Annotated in this window: 16 protein-coding genes, 2 pseudogenes and 1 other annotated feature; of the genes and pseudogenes, 9 read left to right on the top strand and 9 right to left on the bottom strand. The window is 59.2% G+C overall.

All coding sequences use genetic code 11. The annotated features are described in order from the left end of the window. Positions 1-26: 26 nt before the first annotated feature. Positions 27-1,004 (bottom strand): tripartite tricarboxylate transporter substrate binding protein, encoded by a 978-nt coding sequence (locus tag KDK82_RS22415; protein WP_013803970.1) that lies wholly within the window; start codon positions 1,002-1,004, stop codon positions 27-29. Between the two features lie 276 nt (positions 1,005-1,280). Between KDK82_RS22415 and KDK82_RS22410 the strand changes: the two genes are divergently transcribed. Beyond that, complete coding sequence (locus KDK82_RS22410) at positions 1,281-2,072, top strand: IclR family transcriptional regulator (RefSeq protein ID WP_088166213.1); 792 nt, start codon at positions 1,281-1,283, stop codon at positions 2,070-2,072. A 317-nt stretch (positions 2,073-2,389) separates the two neighbouring features. Continuing rightward, positions 2,390-4,525, top strand: a complete 2,136-nt coding sequence (locus KDK82_RS22405; protein ID WP_012203682.1) for a helix-turn-helix transcriptional regulator — start codon at positions 2,390-2,392, stop codon at positions 4,523-4,525. A 173-nt stretch (positions 4,526-4,698) separates the two neighbouring features. Here KDK82_RS22405 and KDK82_RS22400 read toward each other — a convergent pair whose 3' ends face one another. Next, entirely contained in the window at positions 4,699-5,859 is a 1,161-nt protein-coding gene (locus tag KDK82_RS22400; RefSeq protein WP_012203681.1) for an IS30 family transposase, read from the bottom strand. 200 nt (positions 5,860-6,059) lie between these two features. On the opposite strand from KDK82_RS22400, the gene KDK82_RS22395 reads away from it, so the two are divergent. The 5 genes and pseudogenes from KDK82_RS22395 to KDK82_RS33290 form a co-directional block, all read left to right on the top strand. Further along, a complete protein-coding gene (locus KDK82_RS22395; RefSeq protein WP_012203680.1) occupies positions 6,060-7,337 on the top strand; it encodes a hypothetical protein in 1,278 nt (425 codons plus the stop codon). After that, a complete protein-coding gene (locus KDK82_RS22390) occupies positions 7,334-7,789 on the top strand; it encodes a three component ABC system middle component (RefSeq protein ID WP_012203679.1) in 456 nt (151 codons plus the stop codon). Before KDK82_RS22395 ends, KDK82_RS22390 begins: the two co-directional genes overlap by 4 nt. After that, entirely contained in the window at positions 7,786-9,636 is a 1,851-nt protein-coding gene (locus KDK82_RS22385) for a DUF3732 domain-containing protein (protein WP_012203678.1), read from the top strand. Before KDK82_RS22390 ends, KDK82_RS22385 begins: the two co-directional genes overlap by 4 nt. Before the next feature lie 302 nt (positions 9,637-9,938). Further along, positions 9,939-10,657: pseudogene (locus KDK82_RS22380) on the top strand (IS3 family transposase); the annotation flags it as partial. Next, positions 10,155-10,285, top strand: a sequence feature (AL1L pseudoknot). It overlaps the preceding pseudogene by 131 nt. Continuing rightward, a pseudogene (locus KDK82_RS33290) lies at positions 10,621-10,725 on the top strand (IS5/IS1182 family transposase); the annotation flags it as partial. The pseudogenes KDK82_RS22380 and KDK82_RS33290, both read left to right, overlap by 37 nt. A gap of 298 nt (positions 10,726-11,023) precedes the next feature. Here the strand turns inward: KDK82_RS33290 and KDK82_RS22370 are convergent. Further along, the gene (locus tag KDK82_RS22370; protein ID WP_012203675.1) at positions 11,024-11,524 is read right to left on the bottom strand and encodes a hypothetical protein; all 501 of its coding nucleotides are present in this window, start codon (positions 11,522-11,524) and stop codon (positions 11,024-11,026) included. Positions 11,525-11,594: 70 nt separating this feature from the next. Next, positions 11,595-11,831 (bottom strand): hypothetical protein, encoded by a 237-nt coding sequence (locus KDK82_RS32255; protein WP_012203674.1) that lies wholly within the window; start codon positions 11,829-11,831, stop codon positions 11,595-11,597. 942 nt (positions 11,832-12,773) lie between these two features. Between KDK82_RS32255 and KDK82_RS22365 the strand changes: the two genes are divergently transcribed. Together KDK82_RS22365 and KDK82_RS22360 are read left to right on the top strand one after the other, a co-directional pair. Next, entirely contained in the window at positions 12,774-14,945 is a 2,172-nt protein-coding gene (locus KDK82_RS22365) for a GNAT family N-acetyltransferase (RefSeq protein WP_012203673.1), read from the top strand. After that, positions 14,929-15,414, top strand: a complete 486-nt coding sequence (locus KDK82_RS22360; protein WP_012203672.1) for an ASCH domain-containing protein — start codon at positions 14,929-14,931, stop codon at positions 15,412-15,414. Before KDK82_RS22365 ends, KDK82_RS22360 begins: the two co-directional genes overlap by 17 nt. 368 nt (positions 15,415-15,782) lie before the next feature. On the opposite strand, the gene KDK82_RS22355 is transcribed toward KDK82_RS22360, so the two are convergent. From KDK82_RS22355 to KDK82_RS22335, 5 genes are all read right to left on the bottom strand, one after another. Next, on the bottom strand, positions 15,783-16,157 hold the full coding sequence (locus KDK82_RS22355; RefSeq protein ID WP_012203671.1) for a hypothetical protein: 375 nt from the start codon (positions 16,155-16,157) through the stop codon (positions 15,783-15,785). Positions 16,158-16,223: 66 nt separating this feature from the next. Beyond that, positions 16,224-19,355: an efflux RND transporter permease subunit gene (locus KDK82_RS22350; RefSeq protein WP_012203670.1), complete on the bottom strand. Its 3,132-nt coding sequence runs from the start codon at positions 19,353-19,355 to the stop codon at positions 16,224-16,226. Between the two features lie 17 nt (positions 19,356-19,372). Beyond that, a complete protein-coding gene (locus KDK82_RS22345) occupies positions 19,373-20,482 on the bottom strand; it encodes an efflux RND transporter periplasmic adaptor subunit (protein ID WP_012203669.1) in 1,110 nt (369 codons plus the stop codon). Further along, a complete protein-coding gene (locus KDK82_RS22340; RefSeq protein ID WP_012203668.1) occupies positions 20,479-21,063 on the bottom strand; it encodes a hypothetical protein in 585 nt (194 codons plus the stop codon). Before KDK82_RS22340 ends, KDK82_RS22345 begins: the two co-directional genes overlap by 4 nt. Continuing rightward, entirely contained in the window at positions 21,060-22,262 is a 1,203-nt protein-coding gene (locus KDK82_RS22335; protein ID WP_012203667.1) for a TolC family protein, read from the bottom strand. Before KDK82_RS22335 ends, KDK82_RS22340 begins: the two co-directional genes overlap by 4 nt. Positions 22,263-22,813: the final 551 nt, after the last annotated feature.

Genomic DNA, 22,813 nt, shown 5'->3' with positions numbered 1-22,813 from the left:
TCTGAAAGCGATCGCAGCCAGTGCGATCAATCGGGATGGATGTTGTTTTGCCTGACGATCTGGGCCCAGCGCTTTTCCTCGGCCTGCACATAGGTGTCCAGTTCCGCCGCAGGTCCTGCATTGACCATCAGGCCCTCGTGCTCCAGCTTGCGAACGAACTCCGGCGAGCGGGCCGCCTTGCGGGCCGCGGCGTTCAGGCGATCGATCACGGCAGCGGGCGTGGCGGCCGGCGCGTACAGGCCGTACCAGCTCTCGACGCGGTAGCCCGGGACGGTGACGGCGATGGGTGGCACGTTCTTGAATGCCGCGGACGGCTCGGCCGTGGTGACCCCCAGCACGCGCAGCTTGCCGTTGTCGATGAAGGTGGACACCGCAGCCGCCGTGGCAAACATCATGTCCACCTGCCCGCCCATGAGATCGGTGAGCGCCGGGCCTGCGCCGCGGTAGGGCACATGGGTGAGCCTGACCTTGGCAAGGTTGGCAAACAGCTCACCCGCCAGATGCGCCGAAGTCCCGGCGCCTTGCGAGGCATAGGTCAGCTTGTCGGGACTGGCCTTGGCGGCGGCCATCACGTCCGCCACCGTCTTGTACGGGCTGGCGGCGGGTACCACCAGCACGTTGGGGCCGCGGCCGATCAGGATCACCGGAGCAAAGGCCTTGTTGCTCCCGTACGGCAGCTTGGCCTGCAACGCCGGATTGACGGCGTGCGCGAACGAAGCCACGACCACGGAGTAACCGTCCGGCGCACTCTTGGCAACGTTGTCGGTGCCGATGATCGTGCCGGCACCGGGCTTGTTGTCCACGATGACGGGCTGGCCCAGGTCCTTGGCCATCTCGGCCCCCAGCGTGCGGGCGATCAGGTCCGTTCCACCGCCTGGCGCAAAGGGCACGACGAGGCGCACGGGCTTTTCGGGGAATGCTGCAGATGCTGCGCTGCAGACAGTCGCGAGCACGGCAATGAACGCAATGGCCCTTGCACAACGGCGGGCGGCGAAACTGGGCATGGTGTGTCTCCTGGTTCTATGGACAGAGGTCCGGTCACTGCGCCAGCGTTGCGATGACGCTGGCGACTGGCTTGTGAAAGCTTAGGGAAACGCACCGCACTTGTGACCCCCCATATTCCAACCAGTGAAATTCCAAAGCGGGCGCGCCAGAGCCTGCGGCTGCATTTCCCTTGCATTCGGTGGAATACTTGGCTTCCATCAGGCGCCCGTACCCGGGCAGGAAGAACACAGCTTTCGACACCGGGGCAAGCGCGTTCCCCCACCAGCGGCAGCAGCATGACGAACAGGCGATCCCCCATCCTCCATGACAAGCCGGGACAGTCCCCGAGCAACCGCTCCCTGGAAAGAGGCGTCGAAATACTGCGTGCGTTCAGGCCCGGCTCGGAACTGCTGGGCAACAGCGACCTGGCGGAACGCACCGGCCTGTCCAAGGCCACGGTCACCCGGCTGACGCAGACCCTGGTCGGCTGCGGCATGCTGCAGGCCGACCACCCAAGCCGGGCCTTTCGCCTGGCCCCGGCGGTCCTGAGCCTGGCGCACGCCATGCGCACGGGCTCGACGGTGCTGTCGATTGCGGCGCCCCTGATGCGCACCCTCGCCGAGACACGCAGGATCAACGTGGGCCTGGCATGTCCCGACAGGGACGAGATGGTCTACCTGGAATCCATACGCTACAACCGCCGGATCGTGCTCAGGCATGTGGTCTCGGGCCAGCGTGTTCCCATGGAACTGACGTCGCTGGGGCGCGCCTACCTGGCGGCGGCGCCATCGGCCAGGCGCAAGGCCTTGCTCGACAGTTTCAGGCTCAAGAGGGGCGCCCAATGGCCTGCGCTGGAGCAGCAGATCCAGGAGGCGATCAAGTCCGTGAAAAGCCAAGGCTTCTGCGCCGCATCGTGGCAGCCGGAAGTGGTTGCGCTGGCCACGCCGCTGGTGACACCCGATGCCATCTATGTCCTGAACTGCAGCGTCTCCTCCACGGAGCCTTTGACGGCCATCGTGCAGGAGCTGCACCCGGCCTTGCTGCAACTGGGCCGGCAGTGTCGAGTCTCTTCGAGGCTTGAACCTTGAATCAAGGTAGATCAACCACTTGGCTTACCTCGAGCAGCATAGTTTTGAACTCCCGGATCGCTCAGTTTTGAACTTCACCAGAAGTTTTTCACTAAGTTTTGAATTCTTCCTTCACCGAATACTGACGTCAGTCTTTTCGTTCTCGTCGATAGCGCTTGGCTTTACCTGGTAGTGGTGCGGCAGCTCTACGCTCGCAAGTCATGGCGCAGAGCGCAGCCGGCGGCATGTATGTATGCGAGCCCGAAGACATAGAAACGTTGCCATTGACATTGCAGCAATGTTGCAGGATGTTTTCCAAACAATTTCGGAGGGCATCCATGACACGCGACATCGCCGTTGGAAAATACATCGCCACCCTGCGCGAGCAGGCGAGACTGAAGCAAGCCGAACTCGCACGCAAGCTCACCTGGAGCCCCGCCGTACTGTCCCGCGTCGAGAGCGGTGAGCGCACGCTCGGCGGCGACGAGCTGGCTACGATCCTCAACGGCATCGGCACTCCCGAAGCTCTCAAACTACAGGAAATGCTCGCCCGTGAATGGAAGATCCTTTCTGAACCTCCGCTCGGCGACCCGGATGCCGACCTCCTATGGAGCGCTGAGCAGACGGCCCAACAGGTTCATGACCTGGCCGAGCGGCCGGACGTCAAGCAGTTCTTCGAGCGCCGCCTGGTACGTTATCAGGACGAGCTGAAAACAGCCGCCGCGCGCGTGGCCGACAAACGCTTCCGCGCCGCCTTCATCGGCACCATCGCCGTCGGCAAGTCGACAGCAATCTGCAGTGCGCAGGGCCTCGAGATTTCGACGGGAAAGGGCTTGCCAAAAGCGGTGCTTGAGACCGGCACCGGGCGCATCACGCTTTGCGAGGTTCACGTCCGGCAGGGTCCAGGCTACGGCCTGATGGTCGAGCCCTGCAGCGATGACGAAATCCGCCGCCACGTTTCTGACTTTGCGAGTTTCCTGCTCCGACCGACGCAACCGGTGCCGCAGGATGACGACGAAAGTGAATCCGCTTCACCTGGCGTGTCCGGCGAGATTGAGCGCGCCATCCGCAATATGGCAGGCCTGCGCCGCCGCCGAGCGGAGCGGAAGCAGGACGGCACGGTCGTGCCCGCCAGCGACGAAGCCCGGGCGCTGGCAGCAACGCTGACAGACTCGAAGGCGCTCGCGGTCGAAATCCTCTCGCGCATGGAGCTGCACCGGCGCGCAGAGCGCGATATGTGGCACAGCGCCGACAGCGGCACAAACCCGCTGGAGTGGCTACAGGACGCGTTCGAGCGCATCAACAACGGCCGCCACTCGGATTTCACGCTGCCCCGGCGCATTGAACTATTCGTACCGCAGACCATCCTGCAGGAGAGTGAGGTCGATCTCACTCTGATCGACACGCGCGGCATCGATGAGTTGGCGGAGCGTCGCGACCTTGAGCAGCACTTTGACGACCCGCATACAGTCGTCGTGCTGTGCAGCCGGTTCGATGAAACCCCAGCTCTGCCGGTCCGGCAGCTGCTGACGCGCGCTAGGGAGGCCGGGGTACGCACCCTGGAGAGCCACGCAGCGATCCTGGCGCTGCCGCGGCCGGGCGAGGCGACGATGGTCAAGGAAAACGGCGTCTTGGTCCAGGACGCGGCGGAAGGTCGCGAGGTCAAGGGCTTCGAGGCTGCAGATCGTCTCCAGCAACTCGGCGTTGGCACAATACCGATCGAGTTCTTCAACGCATCGGAGGATGACCCGGAGGATCTACGCAGCTTCGTCTGCAGGCGTATCCGCGTAGTCCGGCAGTGGCAGCGCGACGCCTTGGAGGAGATCATTTCGGGAGCGCAGGCGCTGCTAGAAAACCATGAACGGGCCCAGGCCCGCGAGGCGATGCAGGCCGCAGCGCGCAGACTGCAAACTTGGCTCGAAAACAATGCCGCGCTGCCCAAGAGCACAACGCGGCACGTGCATGACAGCCTCGTCAAGGCGGTCGAGGCCGCCCATCCGCGGACGGTCTACGCTGCCATCGTGCGCGACGGGGATTGGTTGAACCTGCACTACGGGCATCAATTGAGTCACGGCGCACGCCGGCTCGCCGCAATTCTCACAGAGCCGAAGCTAAACGAGTTTCGGGCGATTGCGAACAACCTGCTCCAGGACGATCAGTTCGCCGACGCACACGGCCTCGTGCATCAGACCATCAGGTCCGTGGAGGCCGGCTTTGACGCAGTGATCCGCAAGGCCCAACTGGTCGGCGAAAGTGTGCACGCCGACGAGATGCGAGGGGACTCCGACTTCTGGCGCGATTGCAGCAGCCAGTGGGGTCTGGGGAAAGGCTATCGGGAGCGAATCAATGTGCGCAATCATGACTGGTTTTGCGTCAAGCACGATGGCGAGGCGGATGCGCGAGTGCTGGCCGCGGTTACAGAGGCCTGGGACGACGCGATGGCATCGGTGCGCCATCTGCTGATCCAAGGCTGAACCCGGGCGGCCGTTGCCGTTCGCCTAGTTGGCAGCAGTCCCTCGCGCCAAACAAATCTTCAGTCCGCACTGTAATCCGCAGCAGTCGTTGAAGCCTTAGGCTGAGTGTCCGAAATCAGTTCTGGGGCCGCCGGTAGCGGCTTTGGGGCGAAAGACTGCTGACGGCGGTGGATTCAACCGGTCAACGCAACACACTCATCAAACATTTCAGCAGGTGTGCTGAACCCCAGTGTCTTCCTGGGACGTTGGTTCAATTGCCTTGCAATCGCATCCAGTCCTTCCTGCGAGTAGCCTGACAGATCAAGCCCTTTGGGGAGGTACTGCCTGAGCAACCCGTTCGTGTTCTCGTTGGTACCCCGCTGCCATGGATGGTGCGGGTCACAGAAGTAGACCTGGATGTCGGTCGCCAACGTGAAGCGCTTGTGCCCTGCCATTTCCGAGCCGCGATCCCAAGTCAAGGAGCGGTAGAGCTCATGCGGCAGGCTCCTGGCATGCCTGGCCAGGGCCGCAGCCACGGTGTACGAGTCTTTGTCCACCAGCTTGATCAGCATCACATAACGCGTGTGTCGCTCCACCAAGGTCGCGATCTGGCTATGGGCATCGCCGAACAGCAAGTCTCCCTCCCAATGCCCCGGCACGGCTCGGTCCTCAATGCAGGCTGGGCGTTCAGCGATGGGAACGGCATCGACGATTCGGCCATGAATGCTGGTCTTCTGCGTGTAGTGCCGTGAACGACGCATGCCTCTGGTGCGCCGCAGATGCTCGAGAAGTTCCTTCTTCAAGGCACCCCGCGTCTGGACAAAGAGCGTGCGATAGATGGCTTCATGCGACAGCTGCAAGTCCCTTTCCCCCGGGTAAGTCTGTTTAAGCCATCCTGCGATCTGTTCCGGCGACCATTGATGCTGCAGTTTGCCCGCTACGATCTGTGCCAGGGCTGGATTGCTCGCCAGCTTGCAAGGCTTGTGGCGGTGTGCACGCTCCCAGGCAGCTTCGTCGGCCCGAGCAGCCCTGTAGCAAGTCTTGCCACCGTTGCGGTGAAGCTCACGGCTGACGGTGGATGCGGCTCGACCCAAGCGTGCAGCCACGCAGTGAATGGATTCGCCCACTGCCAGAGCTCGCGAGATCTCCTCGCGCTGAGTGAGGGTCAGTGCCAATCGGGACCGATGGCGCGCTGGCGAGCGGATTCCGCCGGTTGCGGCCAGGATGTTCTGAATGGAGGTATGTGGTCGATCGAACAGCTTGCCGATCTGGTGCAGGGTATCGCCCTTGCTCCAGCGATCCCACATCATCGCTTTCTGTACTTCGGTGTAGTAGATCCGAGGTCTTTGCTGCATGGCCAGCACTCCTTGCGCCAGGTGCAGTCATTGTGTTGCATCGACCGGTTGAATTCGCAGCCAGGAGCGGCCGATTGATTCCACCGCTAACTGGTCATCCAGGCGGCGGCTTCACGACGGGAAGCGGACACTGAGGGGCTAATGCACGCCTGGACGGTACCTGTGGTCATCATGCATAGCCACGCGTCGATCCGGACGTTATGATCGATCATGCGATATTGCGCCTGCGTTCGCAGCATGGGCATCATTCATTAAAATTGCTGTACAACGATATAACAAATATGGGCCATCTAGACGCAGTTTCGGCAGACAAAACCTCACTCGGCTTTGAATTCCAGGATCTAGTGTTTATCGAAAAACTCCTGGAACTCAAGCCTGGCGAATCACTGGGGCTCGAAGTCTTAGATGACATCCACCTCGAGACGATATCCAGCAAGTTCCTCCTGTATCAGGTCAAGCATAGCCTGTCCGGAGGCAACATCACTGATCGTGACTGCGACCTGTGGAAAACGCTCGCCAACTGGCTTAAAGCGTTACCCGAACTGCCGCAGCACGGCGAGGTCGGTTTTCGAATATATACGAATAAGGCGTTGAACAGCCAGACACTTATCAGTCTGCTCAAGGCACCCAAAAAAGACATCGAAGCGATCATCACGCATATTCGTGAGACACACCATGACATCGCTGCTACAGACGCGCAGAAAGCCCCCGAGGCATCTCCCAATCCAATCGCGGGCTACGCCAGGGCACTGGCGCAAGCATCCGATGTCGACCTGTGCTTTCTTTTCGAACGCTTCGAGTTCCATGCGGACAACAGCGGGATCCTCGCACGAATCGACTCGCTCCTGACCTACCTCTCAGTGCCGGATAGCCGGCTCCTAGCGACCCGCCAAGCCTTGATCGGGGCTTTCAAGGAGTACAAGTTCAAGACCATCTGTGCCAACGAGAAGGTTAGCATTTCCTTCGATGATTTCCGAAAACGGATGGGATTCAGGCTGATTCTGACGGCCGCGAGGACTGACGAAGCAAATTTTGAGGAGTTTGTGGATCGCCATTATTCTTATCGCCGTCCGCAAGAACTGTCCTTCTTGAACAGTAAGTTCCAGGCGCAGCTTGCCGCGCTCAATATCGCATCCGAAGAAATCATCGATCGCGGCATTGAGATGAAGGTCGCCGAAGACTTCATCGAGGAACTGTGCGACCGCGGACTTTTTGGGCAAGTTGAAAATCTTCGGCTGGAAAACAGCGCGCACGGTATCTGGACAGAGATCCATCGGGATACTCACCGCGATGCGCATGCCGACGAGGCAGCACACCGCCAAGCGGCTTATGCCTGCTACAAGCAAACCATCAAGGAGTCGCTGACTGCCAATAAAAATTCGCTGCCGATCGCCATGAGCCGTGGCAAGTTCATTAGCCTGTCGGATCAGCCGAGAATCGGCTGGACGAAGGACTGGGAGGCGAAATTCAAATCATGAGTACCCTGTCCACCAACGAATTGCTCGGTGCAGTTGCACTGCAGACAGCTCTGCAGTACGCACCAGACAGGCGACTCCCGCTCTCCAAAGCGTTCCTCGTCTTGCCTCTCCTGTTCGACCGCAGCATTCGCAAAATACTCAAGGATCAGCGCAGCGCCATCGTGAGTTGCAAGGATCTAATCCTGTCGCACCCCGAAGCTTTCACCACCGTCAGCGCACGCTTCAGCGATCTGTCTCTGACCTCACTCAACACTATATTGCTTGCCTGCGAGATGGGCATGACCCAGCTGGTTAACAGTGAAATTGTGCTTGAGAAAGTCTTTTTCGACGATAACAAGCCGGCACGCGTCGGCAAGACTGCCAGTGACATCATGGGCGCCGGTCCGCACCTGGCCACACTATTGCGGGAGCCAGCCGTTGATCTGTATCAAACCTTTCGGATAGCGCTGTGAGCAACATTCAGATATCGAACATTCTCCTTTGGCAGAAAGACCAGCAGTTCAGAAATCTGGAATTTCGACACAACCACGTCAACGTAATTACCGGTGATGCGGGCAAGGGAAAATCGTCCATCCTGTTCATCATCGATTATTGCCTGCTGGCCAGTGAAACCAAGGGTATATCCAAGACCAATATCGATTCCAAGGTCGACTGGTATGGCATCAGGCTTACCATCGACGGCAAGGAACTGGTCATCGCCCGCCCTTCGGAGGCGCAACAGGACAGAGATCGCGCCTACTTCAGTGAGGATGGAATCATCCCAGAGCGGCCGACACCGAATATCCGTATCGATAACCTCAAGCGGGTCCTCAACAAGGCTTTCGGGATCGATCCCGAGTTGAAGGTTCCTTACGGCGGCAAGTTCATACAGGCTGGTCAGAAGGTCTCGTTTCGCAACTTCCTGGCGCATTGTTATCAGGATCAGACGACCATCATCGCCCCAGATTATCTGTACATTCGTCCAAGTGATGGCCGATACCAGGAAGGGATCGAACGGACTTTTCGCATGGCCATCGGTGCAGAGAACGTCAAGACAGCGCTCGCGCGCAGTCAACTGGCTGACCTCGAACGCAAGAAGGCCGCGCAAGCGAGAAAGCAGGGGATTTATGACAAGGCGGTCCACGCGTTCTCCGACGAGCTTGAGCAGCTCGGCCGGGAAGCCATGTCTTTTGGCCTAGTCGACAACTTCCCGGATACGCCTACGGAACAGATCAATGCACTCCGGCTAGCGCTCGACATGGCCGATATCTTGCCAGCACAACTCTATGAAGAAGATCGAATTGAGGCCGAGATTTTTGAGCTACGCACGAAGAACCGCCGGTTGGTGGCTTTCGTCGAAAACGGAGACCACCATAAAGGTGCGCTCCGGAACATGGCCGATGCGCTTAAACCGGCCAGCATATTCGACGCCGATTTAGAGCAGGTGTTTCCGTCGTTCCTGGCCCATCAGGTGGTTTCGCGCCTTCAGAGGGAACTGAACGATATTCAGCGAACTATCCGCAGCCGCGACACCTTCCCCTTTCTCAAGGAGGTGCAAACGCTGATCGATGATAACGAAAGGCGCATCGTCGATCTACGTGCTAGACAGGCGGAATTACAGCAAAGTCAGGCGATGCGCCGGAGTCCGCAGACCTACCATCGGTATCTTGGCCGGCTCGAGTCGAAGCTTGAGCTCTACGCCAGACGCGACGACTTGCGCCAACCAGTTATCAACGACGACCTCGATGCGCCGATCCGAGAACTGCAGGAAGCAGTCGACGCTAACCTGCAGAAGACTGCCCACACCAAGGAAGAACTCAACCGACGCATCAACGCACGTTTGACGCGGCTGAAACTCAAGGGTTACGAGGGCTTTTTCGCGCATCTTGCCGAGCGGGAACGCCTGATCACCCTGTACTCCCCGGATCTCTCGCAGACAGAGAAAATGCCGGACATTGGCAGTGCGTCGAACTACCTCTACCTACATGTCGCCTATTTTCTTGCACTGCACGAGATCGCCAAGCTTCAGCGCGTACCCTGGATGCCATCGTTCTTGGTGCTGGACCAACCCAGTACGCCGTATTGGACCGACGGAAAGCCGACCGACGATATCGTCAGCCTTGACGTCGTGCTAAGCGAACTCAACGGCTTCGTCAAGGAAATGGACGCGCATGGAGGCTTTCAAATCATCGTGCTGGAACATATCGAAGAGACTCATTGGACAGGCCTGGGGTTGGAACGATTCCACCTAGTTGATCGTGAACTGCGCGAGGATTATGGATTGATCCTACGCAGACCCGCCTCTCCAGCGAAGGAATAGTTGTCTTGGTCAAGCCGGTGAGCGGCACCAAACCGCTCACTACGAATACGACCGACCTCTTCGTGGCGCAACATCCCGAAGCGAGCTGAACATGGTTAGTCGCGCGCTCAACTAAGAGTGGCTAACACCACTGCCCCAGAGGGTCCGTCAGAGTGGTTATGCTCAATGCCCTCATAGCACGACGACCGGTAAGCAAAGAACTGAACCGCCCCGGTTTTCGCAGATGCTCAACACTCTGAGAGGATTGAGCCACGAGCAAATCGAACAAGTTCTCGCCCGAGGTCCGTGAGCGTCCGGGGAGGATGGTTCGGGAGCACCGTGGGGAATACCCGTCGCTGTGAGCGACCATCGAGTCCATCGCTCTCAAGATTGGCTGCGTGCCGCAGACCCTGAACGAATGGGTCAAGCGCGCCGAGGTCGATGCCGGCGCGCGTGAAGGCATCACGACCGGCGAGACGCAGCGGATGAGGGAACTGGAGCGTGAGAACAAGGAACTACGCGGGGCCAACGAGATATTGAACGTTTTTCGCCCAGGCGGAGCTCGACTGGCAAGCCCCCTACGCCGACTGAAGTCGTAAAGGCTTTCATCGACCAGCACCGCCACGCCTTCGGGGTCAAGCCGCTCTGCAAGGTTCTGCAGGTTGCTCCGTCGGCATATCGGCGGCATGCCGCGCTGCTGCGCGAGCCCCACAGGCGCTGTGCCCGAGCCAAACGCGAAGAACTACTGCTGATGCCGCAAATTCAGCGCGTCTGGCGGGCCAACATGCAGGTCTAAGGTGCCGATAAGGTGTGGCGACAGATGGCACGCGAAGGCGTCGTCGTGGCCCGCTGCACAGTCGAGCGGTTGATGCGCAGCATGGGACTGCGCGGCGTGACGCGCGGCAAGGTCGTGCGTACCACCATCGGCGATGCCAAGGCCCCATGCCCACTGGGCCGGATGAACCGGCAGTTTCTTGTCGAGCGGCCCAACCAGCTATGGGTCAGCGACTTCACGTACGTCTCTACTTGGCAGGGCTGGTTGTCCACGAAGCACTGCTGAAATTGGCGGCAGCGATCATCTGCACACGCTTCGTGGATCGGTGGTGTTAGCCAGTCTTAATGGAAGGACAAGGTGCCCGTGCCACGCCGCTCAATGTGCCCCGCCTACTTCTTTTGAATTGCACGTTGTGTCAGTGCCGAACCCGCAGCAGTCTTTGTCGACTTGCTTGATCCCGCGCTACGCAACGCGGCAGATGCGGCAGTCGCTGCCTTTGTGGATGTGACCTTTGGTGGTGCTTTGTGCTGAGACAAGGCAGATCCGGCAGCGGATTTCGCAGATTTACTTGAATCGCTGCTTCGTAGCACTTTGGAAGCGGCCGTAGCGGCACGCTTGCCGGTGACTTCGGGCCTAATTGCCATGTTCCACTCCTACGGAAGATTGATTTGACTTCTTCACCATTTCGACTGGAGATGTGTCATTGAACACCAGGAATGCGACCACGGTGAGGATGGCTGCAAACAATAGTGCGCTAGTAAGACCGCCCGCCACGTTTACTCCGAACTGCGGCCAGAACTGCTTCAGCTCTTTGATCTCGCCGACCACGATTCCGTTTTCGATTTCTTTCCGATACTCCGCATCTAACTCGGCGGAAACCTGTTCTGAGTATGCAAGCAAGGCATTCTCTGCAGTACCCTTTGCACGCAACAGGGCGCCCGGTGGTTGCTGCTCGTACCAGCCATGAACCTGATCCGCAGTCGGCAGAGCGCCGTGGCTCTTCTCGTAGTGTCGCATCCATTCAACGCGCTGCTCTTCAACGACAGCAAAAGCTACGAGACCCAAAAGCCAACTCTCATTTGATTCTTCGACGAGTTCGCGATAAGTGTCTTGCGCGCCTGCATATTTGGTCATCTTGCATCCACCTCCTGTTTGCGGTGTCGCCGATCTGATCTCGAGTACCTAACGCTTGAGTGAAGCCGCTTCAACGACGAGCCTCAAGATTTGCCCTCAAGGCATCAAGCGCAGCCACCTGGTGGGCTGGCATTGCTGCGCTGTTATACAACAAATTCGTATCTAGGTAACCCACTACATTCTCGACCTGGTCATCCGGAATGCCTGATGAGCAAACTTCCGAGAGGGCTGAATCGATGATCCTTGCATCGTCTGCCGTGATTGAGCCGCCATCTTTTGAGGCGAAGAGAATGCTTAGGCCAGTCATGAATTTATCCTGCGGCATAACGGATTATGGATCGCAAAAAACGCAGATCATATCTGATGCTTGCGATCTAAATCGGCACTTAAAAGAAGCAGCAAGGGGCTTGTAGCCTGGCCTTGTTGCAGGTGTGCTGAATGAAAATACAGTACCAAACGCAGCCATAAAACCCACCGCATCTCCTATGTTACGCACCACGTAGTTGTTGAATAAGATCTGCGAGCGAATTCGTAACAAGCACTATAGCCTACGCACGGAGCAGGTCTATGGTAACAGCGCGGCAATCCCATGTTGACCGTCGCAGGCAACACAGGCATTGATCAGGCGGCGCCCTCAGCCTGCCAGCGATACAGCAGCAATTCTTCGGTCCGGCTGGCACGTGTGTGGGCAGGCGCGTGAGCACGTCCTTCAGGTAGAGGCATAGGGGCCATGCCCGTTCAACCCCGCTCCCGCTCCGCAGAAGAACGCCTTCGTAGCGGCAGAGTCTAGGGGCTGGGTTTGGTGTGCATCGCTCCATCGGCAACCAAGCTCGAGAGCTCGCCGTCCTGATGAAGCTCCCGCAACACAGCAATGAGGTCTTCGGCTTGGCGATGGGGCGCCCCTGTCCCGGTCGCGCCGCCTTTAAGCGGGAGCTCTGCACCAGCTTGATGCTCTTCGGACTTGACCAATGTACTGTATTTATATACAGTTACCTCTATGGAAGCATCACCCATACCAAAACCCTCTCCGGGATCTGTATGCGTGACAGGCCGCCAGCGCGGTCTCAATCAGGCGTTGGAGGTACCCACATGCAAGCATAAGGTGAGAGCTTCTAAAGGCAAGCGCATCTATCGCCTCCCGACTTTGATTCATTGCAGCTTAGCGCCCCTTGCTCTACTGGCGGCTTTCATACGTAACAGCTTTGATACAGTCCTGCCCATCGACTTAAAAAGGTGGAGCGTTGACTGCATGGAAACCCAAAAGCTCACGATCGACTTACTTTCGAAACGCCAAGATGTCCTGCCATATGTTGCTCAGGTGGTTGAGGCCGCTGAAACTGTCCGTGATGCGTTGGGTTGGTTCCCGTTCAAGGTCTACAACGAAGCTGCAACCGGTGAACGGCTTATCGTGGCGGTTGCTCGCCAAGCTAATGAGGCACGTTATGCGGGGCACCTTCTGTTTGCTACGCGGTTTCCGCGGGGCTACGTCATGCAGATCCATGTCGATTCGAGGTGCCGCCGCCACAACGTCGCAAAGACAATGCTCGACTCGCTCAAGGCACATTTGAGCGCGTTGAACTACATCGCCATTGATGCTCGGGTCGCTGAAGACCTTCGCTCCTCCCAGGAGTTTTGGCAAAGCCAGGAGTTCTATGCATATCGCACCACGCCAGGAGGGAAGACAAGGGGCCGGACGCTGGTGGTGCGCAGCCACGAACTACCGACCCAGCAGCTTTTTGCGCCCAGTGGACTGAACCATCGAGATCCTCTGGGCCTTGCTGTCGAGCCCTCTGCAGCCACCAAACTCTATCTGCTGGACCTTAACGTCATGTTCGACCTGGGTCCGCGCAGAGCACGGCATCAGGATGTTGTCGACCTGTTTGCGCTAGAGCGCTTGGGCGTGTGCCGCCTCGCATTGAGCACCGAGTTTGATACAGAGCTCAAGCGGTCGGCAACAAGCGGAAAGACCGACCCCATGCAGGGTCTAGGACAAGTTTTCCCGAAGTTCGCAGTGCCCCCTGGCGATGTCATGACGCAGCTCACCAACGAACTTGCTCCCGTTATTTTTGCGGAGCGTTTCGCAGCAGGTGCCCTGACAGCAAACGACCTCTCTGACCTGCGGCACCTTGGCACAGTGATACATCACAAGTTAGCAGGGTTGGTGACCAGCGATGGTTCCATTCGCGATGCATCGGCCATGCTTCGCCTGCGGTATGGAATCGAAGTGCTCTCCCCATCTGCGTTTCAGATTTTGGGGGAGATTGACCCGGAGCTTGGCGCCATCACAGCCAGCACACGTGACACGCTGGAGCTGAAGGAGCTCACCTGTGGCAACGAGGTTGCGGTCCGCGAACTCCTTGCGCGCCTGGGCGTAGCTCTGGTTGATCAGTCCACTGCCTGGGCTGCAGATGATGGCAACAGCCGGGCCCGCCATCGCTACATCGTTGTGCAAGAGGATCAAACTATTGGGTATCTGATGTGGCCCAGTGGTCTCAGAGGAGGCACTTGCGATGCCTACCTCGCGGTCGATGAACGGGTTACGTGCGCACATGACGCAGCACGCCTGATGCTCGTTCACTTGATGGGAAGGGCTGAAAAAGAGGTTCAACGCATTCGGCTGAACCTCGCTCCCCAGCAGGCGTCTGTCAGGGAGGTTGCACTTGAGATCGGCTTCACCGGCACGAACAAGGCGCAGGAGCTGCACAAGGTATCGCTCTACAGCGTGGTCCTTGCCCAGAACTGGTCTACACACCGCTCGAAACTTCAAAGCGCGAGCGAAATCGGCCTGCCAACGTCGATGCCGATTTTCCGAGATCCAGACCAATACATCGAACTCACTCGGCCCGATGGTCAACGCACCCAGCTGACAGCTTTCGCTTTGGAAACTTTGCTCTCGCCAGCGCTGATTTGCATGCCTGGCCGACCTGGGGTGCTCGTGCCTATCCTGCGAGACTATGCAGAACATTTGCTGGATCACCTAGATCAGATGCAGCTGCTGCCGAGCGCCAAAGCTCTGCTCTACCAGCAACGCCACTATTTGAGTTCGCCGCAGACCCTAAAGGCGTTCCGACGTGGGAGCTTGATGTTCTTCTACGAATCTGGGCGCCACAAAGGACTCAAAGCCGTGGTGGCTGTTGCACGGGTGACAAACGCTTACCTGAGTGCTGAGGGGATGGTCGACAAAGGGGACTTGGACCGATCGGCGCTTGAGGAAGTCGATCTATCAACCATCGGCAAGTCAAAAATCAAGGCCGTCGTGGCCTTCAGCAACCTTAGAAAACTGCCAAACCCTGTGCCGCTGGCGCGCCTTAAGAGGCTCGGTTGTGGCGAGCCTACCCAACTGCTGACAAGTCGATCGCTCACATCCGAGCAGATCGAAAACATTCTCCTCGAAGGATTTCCGCATGAACGCCCCGCATAACTTCCTGATCTCTCTTGAAGAACGGCATGCGAACAGGATTCTGCAGGGCACCAAAACCGTTGAGCTCCGTCGTCGGCCTATGCACGTAGCCCTTGGATCAACGGTCTGGTTCTACGTAAAGATGCCGGTCGGCAGCATCGTCGGCTGCGCCACTGTCACAGGCCTGCACACGCTCGCCCCCAGCACACTGTGGAGGCGATTTGGCACCGTATCGGGCCTCAAGCGCCAAGAATTTTTCGAATACTTTTCAGGTATTTCGAAAGCCTTTGCATTGGGCCTGAGTGAGCCTACTGAGCTCACGTCCCCCATCCCGCTGAGCAAGCTGCGCGACGTGTCGGGAGGCTTTCACCCACCACAGTTCTTCGCCAATGTCGCAAATGATGGACCTTTACTGCACGTGATGAGCCAAGCTCTTCACGGCAGGCCCGCGACGTCGCAAAATCTGCAGACTGAGCTGGAACTGGCCTGAGGCGCCCCATGGAAACAAACGCCTCAAACACCCTCAGGCTCTGCTACGGCCTGAGCGAGCTTGCGTTTGCAGTATGGAACCATCTGCGCGATGAGATCTTTACAAACCTCGAAAGCATTCAACACCTCAGAGGGTGAGGTGCCGGGTGTATAGAACTTCCCGCCTTCCTCGATCAGGCCTAGCTTGGGGCGAGCACCGGCAACTGCGGAAGTCATCTCGCTGATGGGAAATTCTGGCGGTATGCCTGGATAGTTGGCTCGCTCAATGGTCTTGTCCGCTCCTTGCAAGACTCCCCTAGAAACGCATCTGGCACAGAAGTGCAAAAAAACTGATTTCGGGCTGTGGACTTCTGCCCCGATGCGCCCAGCTTACTTGGCTTTGAATCGGACCGTGATGACCTTGCCTTCAGCCGTGGTCACCGTCGCAACGACGCGAGCACCAGACACCAACTTCGTCGTAGCCTCGAGCTTGTTGCCCCCGACCGGTTTGAGTTCGACCTCGCTCTTCTCGGTGCCATTCAGAATGGCCAGCTTGCCACTCATTTTGCTGGCGTCTGCAGGCGCATCGTGGTCCACGATGTACAGCGCAGCCTTATCGCCTTCGTTCGCAAGCTCAAACGACAGGTCGCTAGCGGTCTGAACCACGCCTCCATATTGGGCCTTGCTAGGGCCATGGGCGGAAGCATTGAAGGCCAACGCAGACAAGCCGAGCATGACGGCCAGGGCAGTTTTACGATTCATCATTTCCATCTCCAAGTTTCAAGTTGACCGCAAGTTGAGGCTGCGGTGTCGCCTATCTGAGTGCACGCGTCAGTACGCGTGTTGAACGTCGTGAGATTCTTCCGGTTGGTCGGTGATGAGACGCTCTGTCGCCTTGCGACCGAACCGCAGGTACATCAGCGGTGTCATCAATGTGTCGAGTAGCGTTGAACTCACCAAACCGCCGAAGATGACGACAGCCACTGGGTGCAGAATTTCCTTGCCGGGTGCGTCGGCAGACAGCAGCAAAGGAGTCAGAGCAAACGCGGCAACGAGCGCAGTCATCAGGACTGGAGTCAATCGTTCCAGTGAGCCGCGTACAACCATGGCCTGGTCAAACGTCTCCCCCTCGAACTTGCAGAGGTTGATGTAATGGCTGACCTTGAGGATGCCGTTGCGCGTCGCGATGCCGGCCAGCGTGATGAAGCCCACCATTGAGGCAACAGAGAGGCTGATGTCTCCAATCCACATGGCGACCACACTGCCTATCAAGGCGAGGGGGATGTTCGCCATGATGATGGCCGCCAGCGTGACAGACTTGTACCGGGAGTACAGGACCAGGAACACCAGCAACAGGGACAGCACGGATAGACTGGCAATCAGTTGCGCGGCCTGCTCCTGAGCTTGGAACTGTCCCTCAAGGCTGATGAACGCGCCAGCCGGCAGCGTCACCCCGCCAATCACGCTCCGGATATTGCTCACGATGGAGCTCATATCGTTGCCATCCGTGTTCGCGTAGACAACAATGCGGCGCCTCCCGTTCTCCCTGCCAATCTGGTTTGGGCCGTCGTTCTGCTCGACCGTCGCGATGGAAGACACAGGGATACGTCCCGACGGAGTATCGATGAGGGTACGCTCCAGGTCCTGGGGCGTTCGAGCCCCATCTGGCAAACGCAGCACCAACTCGTACCGCTTTACGCCATCGACAATTTGCGCGCTGTGTGCTCCATCTGTCAGGGCTTGGAGGATACGGACGGCTTCCCCGGGAGAGATGCCTGCCTGCGCTGCCTTGCGCTGGTCGATGCGCACCGTGATTTGGGGAATAAGCACCTGTTTCTCAACAGACAAGTCCACCACGCCAGGAATGGTCGACATCCCCAGGCGTAGTTGCTCCGCCAAACCACGTAGGGTGTCAGTGTCGTCACCGAAAACTTTGACTGCAATCTGCGCGCGAACGCCCGACAAGAGATGGTCCAACCGGTGTGAGATGGGCTGGCCAACGGCAACTTGCGCGGGCAAGACGGAAAGCTTGCCGCGGATGTCAGCCATGATGGCTTCTCGGTCCCGCTGACTACGGCGAAGGTCGACATCGATTTCTGCAGAGTGCACACCCTCCGCATGCTCGTCCAGCTCCGCACGTCCGGTACGACGCCCCACCTGCGTTACCTCTGGAACCTCCTTGATGAGTGTTTCAGCCAGTGAGCCCATCCGGTTAGCCTCTGCCAGTGATGTCCCGGGGTTGAAGACCATTCCGAGAACCAGGGAGCCTTCGTTGAAAGCCGGCAGAAACGCCCTCGGGAAGAATGGCACGCTCGCTGCTGCACCGGCAACGGCCAAAGCTGCCGCGCAAAGCAGTATCTTGGTGCGCGGAAAGGACCAGCTCAGCAGCGCCTCATCCCAGCGCTTCAAATGCGTGACCAATGTGCTGTCACCATGGTCAATACGGCGCATCTTTGGCAGCAGGTAGGAGCTCATCACCGGCGTGACGGTCATGGACACCAGCATCGATGCCAGGATGGAGACGATGTAGGCAATGCCCAGCGGTGTGAAGAGCCGCCCTTCGATGCCGGGAAGAGCGAACAGAGGAACGAACACCAGACACACGATGATGGTGGCGTAAACGATGCCTGAGCGCACTTCGATACTGGCGTGGCGTACCACCTCCATGGTCGACAGTGGCCTGGGCAACTGGCGGTTCTGCTTCAGCCGTCGCAGGATGTTTTCCACGTCCACGACAGCATCGTCGACCAGCTCGCCAATGGCGATGGCCAGGCCTCCCAATGTCATCACATTGATGGACTGTCCGAGCAGCTTGAAGACTACCGCCGTCACCGCCAGCGAGAGCGGGATGGCGACGAGGGAGATAAGTGTGGTCCGCGCTGATAGCAGGAACGCAAAGAGCACGATGGCTACCATGATGGCGCCGTCACGGAGCGCTTCACTGACGTTCCCCACGGACGCCTTGATGAAATCCGCCTGCTTGAACAACACACGCGGCTCTTGCAGGCCAGCTGGGCGGCCTTGCTTGAGCTCTTCCAAAGCCGACTCGATGGCTTGCGTCAGAACGACTGTGTCGCCCGCAGGTTGCTTTTGCACACTGACGACCACAGCAGGCGCGCCGTTGTAGCCGCCATCACCACGTTTCATACCAGCGGCAAAGGAGACCTGTGCAACCTGCTCCAAGAGAATGGAGCGACCGTTTCTCCATGCAACAGCAATGCCCTGCAAGTCTTCAACACGGTTCGTTCGTCCTACATGCCGAATGAGGAACTCACGACTGTTCAGGTCGATAAAGCCGCCCCCCGCATTGGACGAGAACCCGCGCAAGGCGTCCTCGACCTCCGTGAGCGACACTCCAAACTGCGCCATCCTTGCGGTGTCGGGCTCGACCCGGAGCTGACGTACATCGCCCCCGATGGGGATCACCTGTGAGATGCCAGGAATCGACAACAGCCGTGGTCGCAGCACAAAGTCGGCGTACTCCCGTGCCTCCATCGGCGTGGCCGTTCCTCCCTCAGTGCCCTGCAGCGGAAGCGCGAGCAGCATGATTTCGCCCATGATGGATGAGACTGGCCCCATCATCGGATTGACGTCGGCAGGGAGTCGCTCGCGAGCGAGTGAAAGTCTCTCCGATACCAACTGTCGGTTGCGGTATACGTCGGTGCCCCAGTCGAACTCTGCGTAGACGATGGACAGACCCACTCCGGACATGGAGCGAACCCGTGTCACGCCGGGCATCCCGTTGAGCGCCGTCTCCAACGGAAAGGTGACGAGTTGCTCCACTTCTTCAGGGGCCATGCCGCCGGCCTCGGTGAGGACGGTGACAAGCGGCTTATTGAGGTCCGGGAACACATCCACCGGCGTGCGCCAAGCGGTAATGGCTCCATAGACCAGCAAAATGGCCGCAAAGACCAGTACGAACAGCCGGTTGTGGAGGCTATTTCTAACGACCCAGTTGAACATGAGTGTGTCTCCTGGGCTCAGCGGATTTGTGCAATCAGCGGTGCACCCTGGACCACGACCCGGTTGTCGCTGCCCAGACCTTGCGTGACCACCACGCGCTGGGCATCCAAGGGGCGAAACTGCACTGGCTGCGGTATGTACCGCTCGGCTCCGGACTTAATCCAAACGACGGGCTCATTCGCAGCGTTCCGGGTAACAGCTTGCGCCGGCAGGACATAGCCCTTGGTCGTGTCTTTGCGGGTGGCCAGCACTGTGACCGGCTGACCCACAGCCACGGCAAGCGCCTGCTTGGAGCTCAATCGGAACGTGAGTGGCAACACGCCATCGCGCAAGGCGCGCGCGGCTCCAATGAGTTGGAGTTCGGCATCTGGAATGCCTGACAAGGAGGCGGAGGACAGCTTGCCCGCCAGCGCTGCATCGGCTGTCGATGCCTCCACCAGTACACGGCCCGGGTCAACAATCTCATACACCACATCGCGTGGCTCAATGAACTGTCCTGCCACGGCATCCGCGCGGGAGATCACTCCGGTTATCGGAGCCACCAACCTCTCCCGTGTGCTCAGGCTGGCCCCCACTGCGGATGACCGAGCTTCCAGACCTGAGCGTTCCGCTCGAGCTGCGTCAATGTCTTTGCGAGGTACAGACCCTTCGAGGCCTTCAAGCCGTTTGACTCGTTGGCGAGCCAATTCCAGGCCGCTGCGGAGCTCTGCCAAGGCTGCATGCTGGTTCGCCAGTGCGATGGGGTCTGGCTGGTGCGCGACAACGGCGAGGACATCTCCTTTGCGTACCGCTTGCCCCGCGACAGGCAACCCTCTGGGACCTGCCTCAATGCGGCCGCCCAGCGCCGTCTGCACTCGACCACCTGCATTGGGGTCCATGACAATGCGAGCAGGCAGTTGCACCGTCACGCCGGCATCCTGCTCGGTGATGAACGTGGTCCGAATCGCCAATCGTCGTTGGGCGAGCATCGGTACGTTGACGCTACCGTCAGGCAATCGGCTCAGGCTATTGGACGTTGTGGGGACGGAGGGGCCGTCAAGATGCTCGCCATTGGGGCCATGCGCACCAGGAGCGGCGTGAACGGAGGCGCACAGTGCGACCATGAGAGCTGAAAGGAAGTACTTCATTGGGAAACTCCAGCCTTCTTGGCGGTAGCTTTCCGACGCATGACTGCCCAGCCAATCAAGAACAAAAGTGCCAGGCCTGCAACGATGGCAGCCTTGATGGCGTTTGACATGTGGTGACCGTGGCCGTGTTCGGCACTTTCTGACAGAACAACCAGCGTTCCGTCGAGCAGGTCTGCCTCATTGCCTGCCGTGACCATGATGACCATCGCGTGCTCACCAGGGGCGGCAAGCGCTTTGAGGAAGGCCTCGTCAGCGACTGCATAGTCCCCTTGGTCTGCATGGAATGGCGCGGTGGCCTTGAGGTTGCCCAGCTCCAGTTCCACCTGCGCATTCAGCACGGGCTCGTTGGTCTCATACCGATTGATGAACATAGAGAATTCGCTAACGCTGAGACGCCCAACCATTTCGAACGACTCGGAGCGTGTCTCCAGGCGCGGAGCGCTGCTGCCCTGGACCTGAGTAGCGGGCCCGTCAAGATGCTCGCCATTGGGACCATGGGCACCAGGGGCCGCGAGACTGACATCGGCGAATGCAAACAGGGCTGCAGCAACGTACCCCATGCAGTGTTTTTTGAAATTCATGGGGTAACTCCTAGCGCTTGCAATACCTTGGCACGGGCAAGACCAACCGCCGCCTCCTGGCGCTTGGCTGCTGCGGCAGCGTCCTGCGCTGCGGACAGGGCCCTCAGCGTCTCAGGCAGCGCGCCTTCACCAGCCGCGAATGCCCGCTCCATCAGTTGGGCCCGCTCAGACAACAGGGCCGCCCGCTTGCGGTCGTCTTTCAGTTGTCGTTGTGCGTTGGCCTCGGTCAACCTTGCCGTTGTCAGTGCCGCCTGTTGCCGGTCCTTGAACTGGCGCTCGGCCGCCTCAGCGACATTGAGCGCTGTCATTGCCGCTTCGACCAATGGCGCGTTGCGTTTGGATGCTCCGAGGGGAATGCGCACGGCCAGTCCAAACGAATGGCTGCTGGCCTCGGCTCGGCCGGAGGTGTCTTGACGGACTCGGGCAATGAGCTCCGGTGATGCCGTCGACGACGCAGACACTGCCTTCAGGCGGCGTTGCGCCGCTTCGACATGCAACCGGGCGAAGCGCAAGGCTGGATGCTCTTCCGGACCGATGACATCAGGCTCAAGCGTCGGTTCCGGTATTGCGGTCAAGCCTGTTAGCACTGACCACTCCTGGGTTGCAGCCTGGAGTTGCTGCTCTGCGGCCAGAACAGCAGCTTGCGCTCCTAGCATCTCTGCTCGCGCCGCCAAGCCATCGGCCCGAGCCAACTCTCCTGCGTCGACTCTTCTCCCAACGTCCGCACTGAGGGACCGCAAGGCTGACTGCCGTGCCTTGGATACCTCTAGCTCGGCTCGCTGGATTGCGATGTTCCATGCTGCCTCGCGTACGGCGCCTGCCGTACGCAATCGGCCCGCTGCTATGGATGCTTCTGCGGCATCTCGGTCTGCCTGCGCTGCGTCCAGGCGGGCGCCGCGCTGTCCAGGCCTCCACAACGGAAGCGCTATGCCGAGTTCGGTCTCCTTCGCTCCGCGGTTCGATTGCAGCCGGTCGTCTCGGTGGCCAATCTCAAGTGTGGGAGCGGCTGACCAGAAGGACCTGGCGACCTCCAGCTCAGCACCTGCACGACGGACCTGGCCAGATGACTCCTGTGAGTCGGTGGTGCGCTGCCAAGCCGCATCAACAGCTTGCGACAACGTCACATATTGGGCGTTGGCAAAGGGCATGCCAGCGCCCAGGCCGATGGCGATGCCAAAGGCCAATAAAACGGATTTCAAGGTACACCTCGTGACTTAAAGCAGTGACGAGCACGCGTTCAAACGCGCACGCCACGGGCTCGGCAAGCCATCAGGCATGCCGACCAATAAGTTCAGAGGAGGAGACGGGGAGGTCTTCGCAATCGGTGCGGAGACGGGCTGGGGAACGCAGCGTCGTGCAGCGTCAGCACCTGCCCAGCATCTGCAGGAGGAAGACTGAGAGACATGGAGGGCAGCAGGGCCGAGAGGCTCAACACTGCGTCCAGAGCGACGTGCTGGCTGGCGTCGTCCGAATCAGCTTCGTGGAAGGACCCATCATCGTGATGATGGTGTCCTGCCTCAGACCAGTGCATGAGCGTGTGCTCGAAATCCTCTCCATAGACAGCCGAGCCTGCTATGGCAAGACTTTGCCAGAGCATCCCGAAGAGCACTGCTACGAGGATGAGTGATTTACGCACGGGGAGGGAGTCTACCTGTTCGTGTGCAAAAAGCTGTATGCCAATGACTCGCTAGGGCCATTTTGGCAAACGGGGTATGCCGAACATCGGGCAGGCCCTTCGGTGGGGGACCCT

Source organism: Delftia sp. K82, from assembly GCF_002193035.1.
Classification (GTDB): domain Bacteria; phylum Pseudomonadota; class Gammaproteobacteria; order Burkholderiales; family Burkholderiaceae_C; genus Comamonas; species Comamonas acidovorans.
The sequence above is the reverse complement of the archived record's forward strand: the minus strand, read 5'-3'. Positions and strand labels throughout refer to the sequence as shown.

Excerpts from the sequence above, each read along its gene's own strand:
- KDK82_RS22415 (WP_013803970.1), bottom strand. The coding sequence starts at position 1,004 with ATGCCCAGTTTCGCCGCCCGCCGTTGTGCAAGGGCCATTGCGTTCATT.
- KDK82_RS22390 (WP_012203679.1), top strand. The coding sequence starts at position 7,334 with ATGAGTACCCTGTCCACCAACGAATTGCTCGGTGCAGTTGCACTGCAG.
- KDK82_RS22360 (WP_012203672.1), top strand. The coding sequence starts at position 14,929 with ATGAACGCCCCGCATAACTTCCTGATCTCTCTTGAAGAACGGCATGCG.
- KDK82_RS32255 (WP_012203674.1), bottom strand. The coding sequence starts at position 11,831 with ATGACTGGCCTAAGCATTCTCTTCGCCTCAAAAGATGGCGGCTCAATC.
- KDK82_RS22350 (WP_012203670.1), bottom strand. The coding sequence starts at position 19,355 with ATGTTCAACTGGGTCGTTAGAAATAGCCTCCACAACCGGCTGTTCGTA.
- KDK82_RS22345 (WP_012203669.1), bottom strand. The coding sequence starts at position 20,482 with ATGAAGTACTTCCTTTCAGCTCTCATGGTCGCACTGTGCGCCTCCGTT.
- KDK82_RS22395 (WP_012203680.1), top strand. The coding sequence starts at position 6,060 with ATGATCGATCATGCGATATTGCGCCTGCGTTCGCAGCATGGGCATCAT.
- KDK82_RS22400 (WP_012203681.1), bottom strand. The coding sequence starts at position 5,859 with ATGCAGCAAAGACCTCGGATCTACTACACCGAAGTACAGAAAGCGATG.
- KDK82_RS22370 (WP_012203675.1), bottom strand. The coding sequence starts at position 11,524 with ATGACCAAATATGCAGGCGCGCAAGACACTTATCGCGAACTCGTCGAA.
- KDK82_RS22340 (WP_012203668.1), bottom strand. The coding sequence starts at position 21,063 with ATGAATTTCAAAAAACACTGCATGGGGTACGTTGCTGCAGCCCTGTTT.
- KDK82_RS22355 (WP_012203671.1), bottom strand. The coding sequence starts at position 16,157 with ATGATGAATCGTAAAACTGCCCTGGCCGTCATGCTCGGCTTGTCTGCG.
- KDK82_RS22365 (WP_012203673.1), top strand. The coding sequence starts at position 12,774 with ATGGAAACCCAAAAGCTCACGATCGACTTACTTTCGAAACGCCAAGAT.
- KDK82_RS22405 (WP_012203682.1), top strand. The coding sequence starts at position 2,390 with ATGACACGCGACATCGCCGTTGGAAAATACATCGCCACCCTGCGCGAG.
- KDK82_RS22410 (WP_088166213.1), top strand. The coding sequence starts at position 1,281 with ATGACGAACAGGCGATCCCCCATCCTCCATGACAAGCCGGGACAGTCC.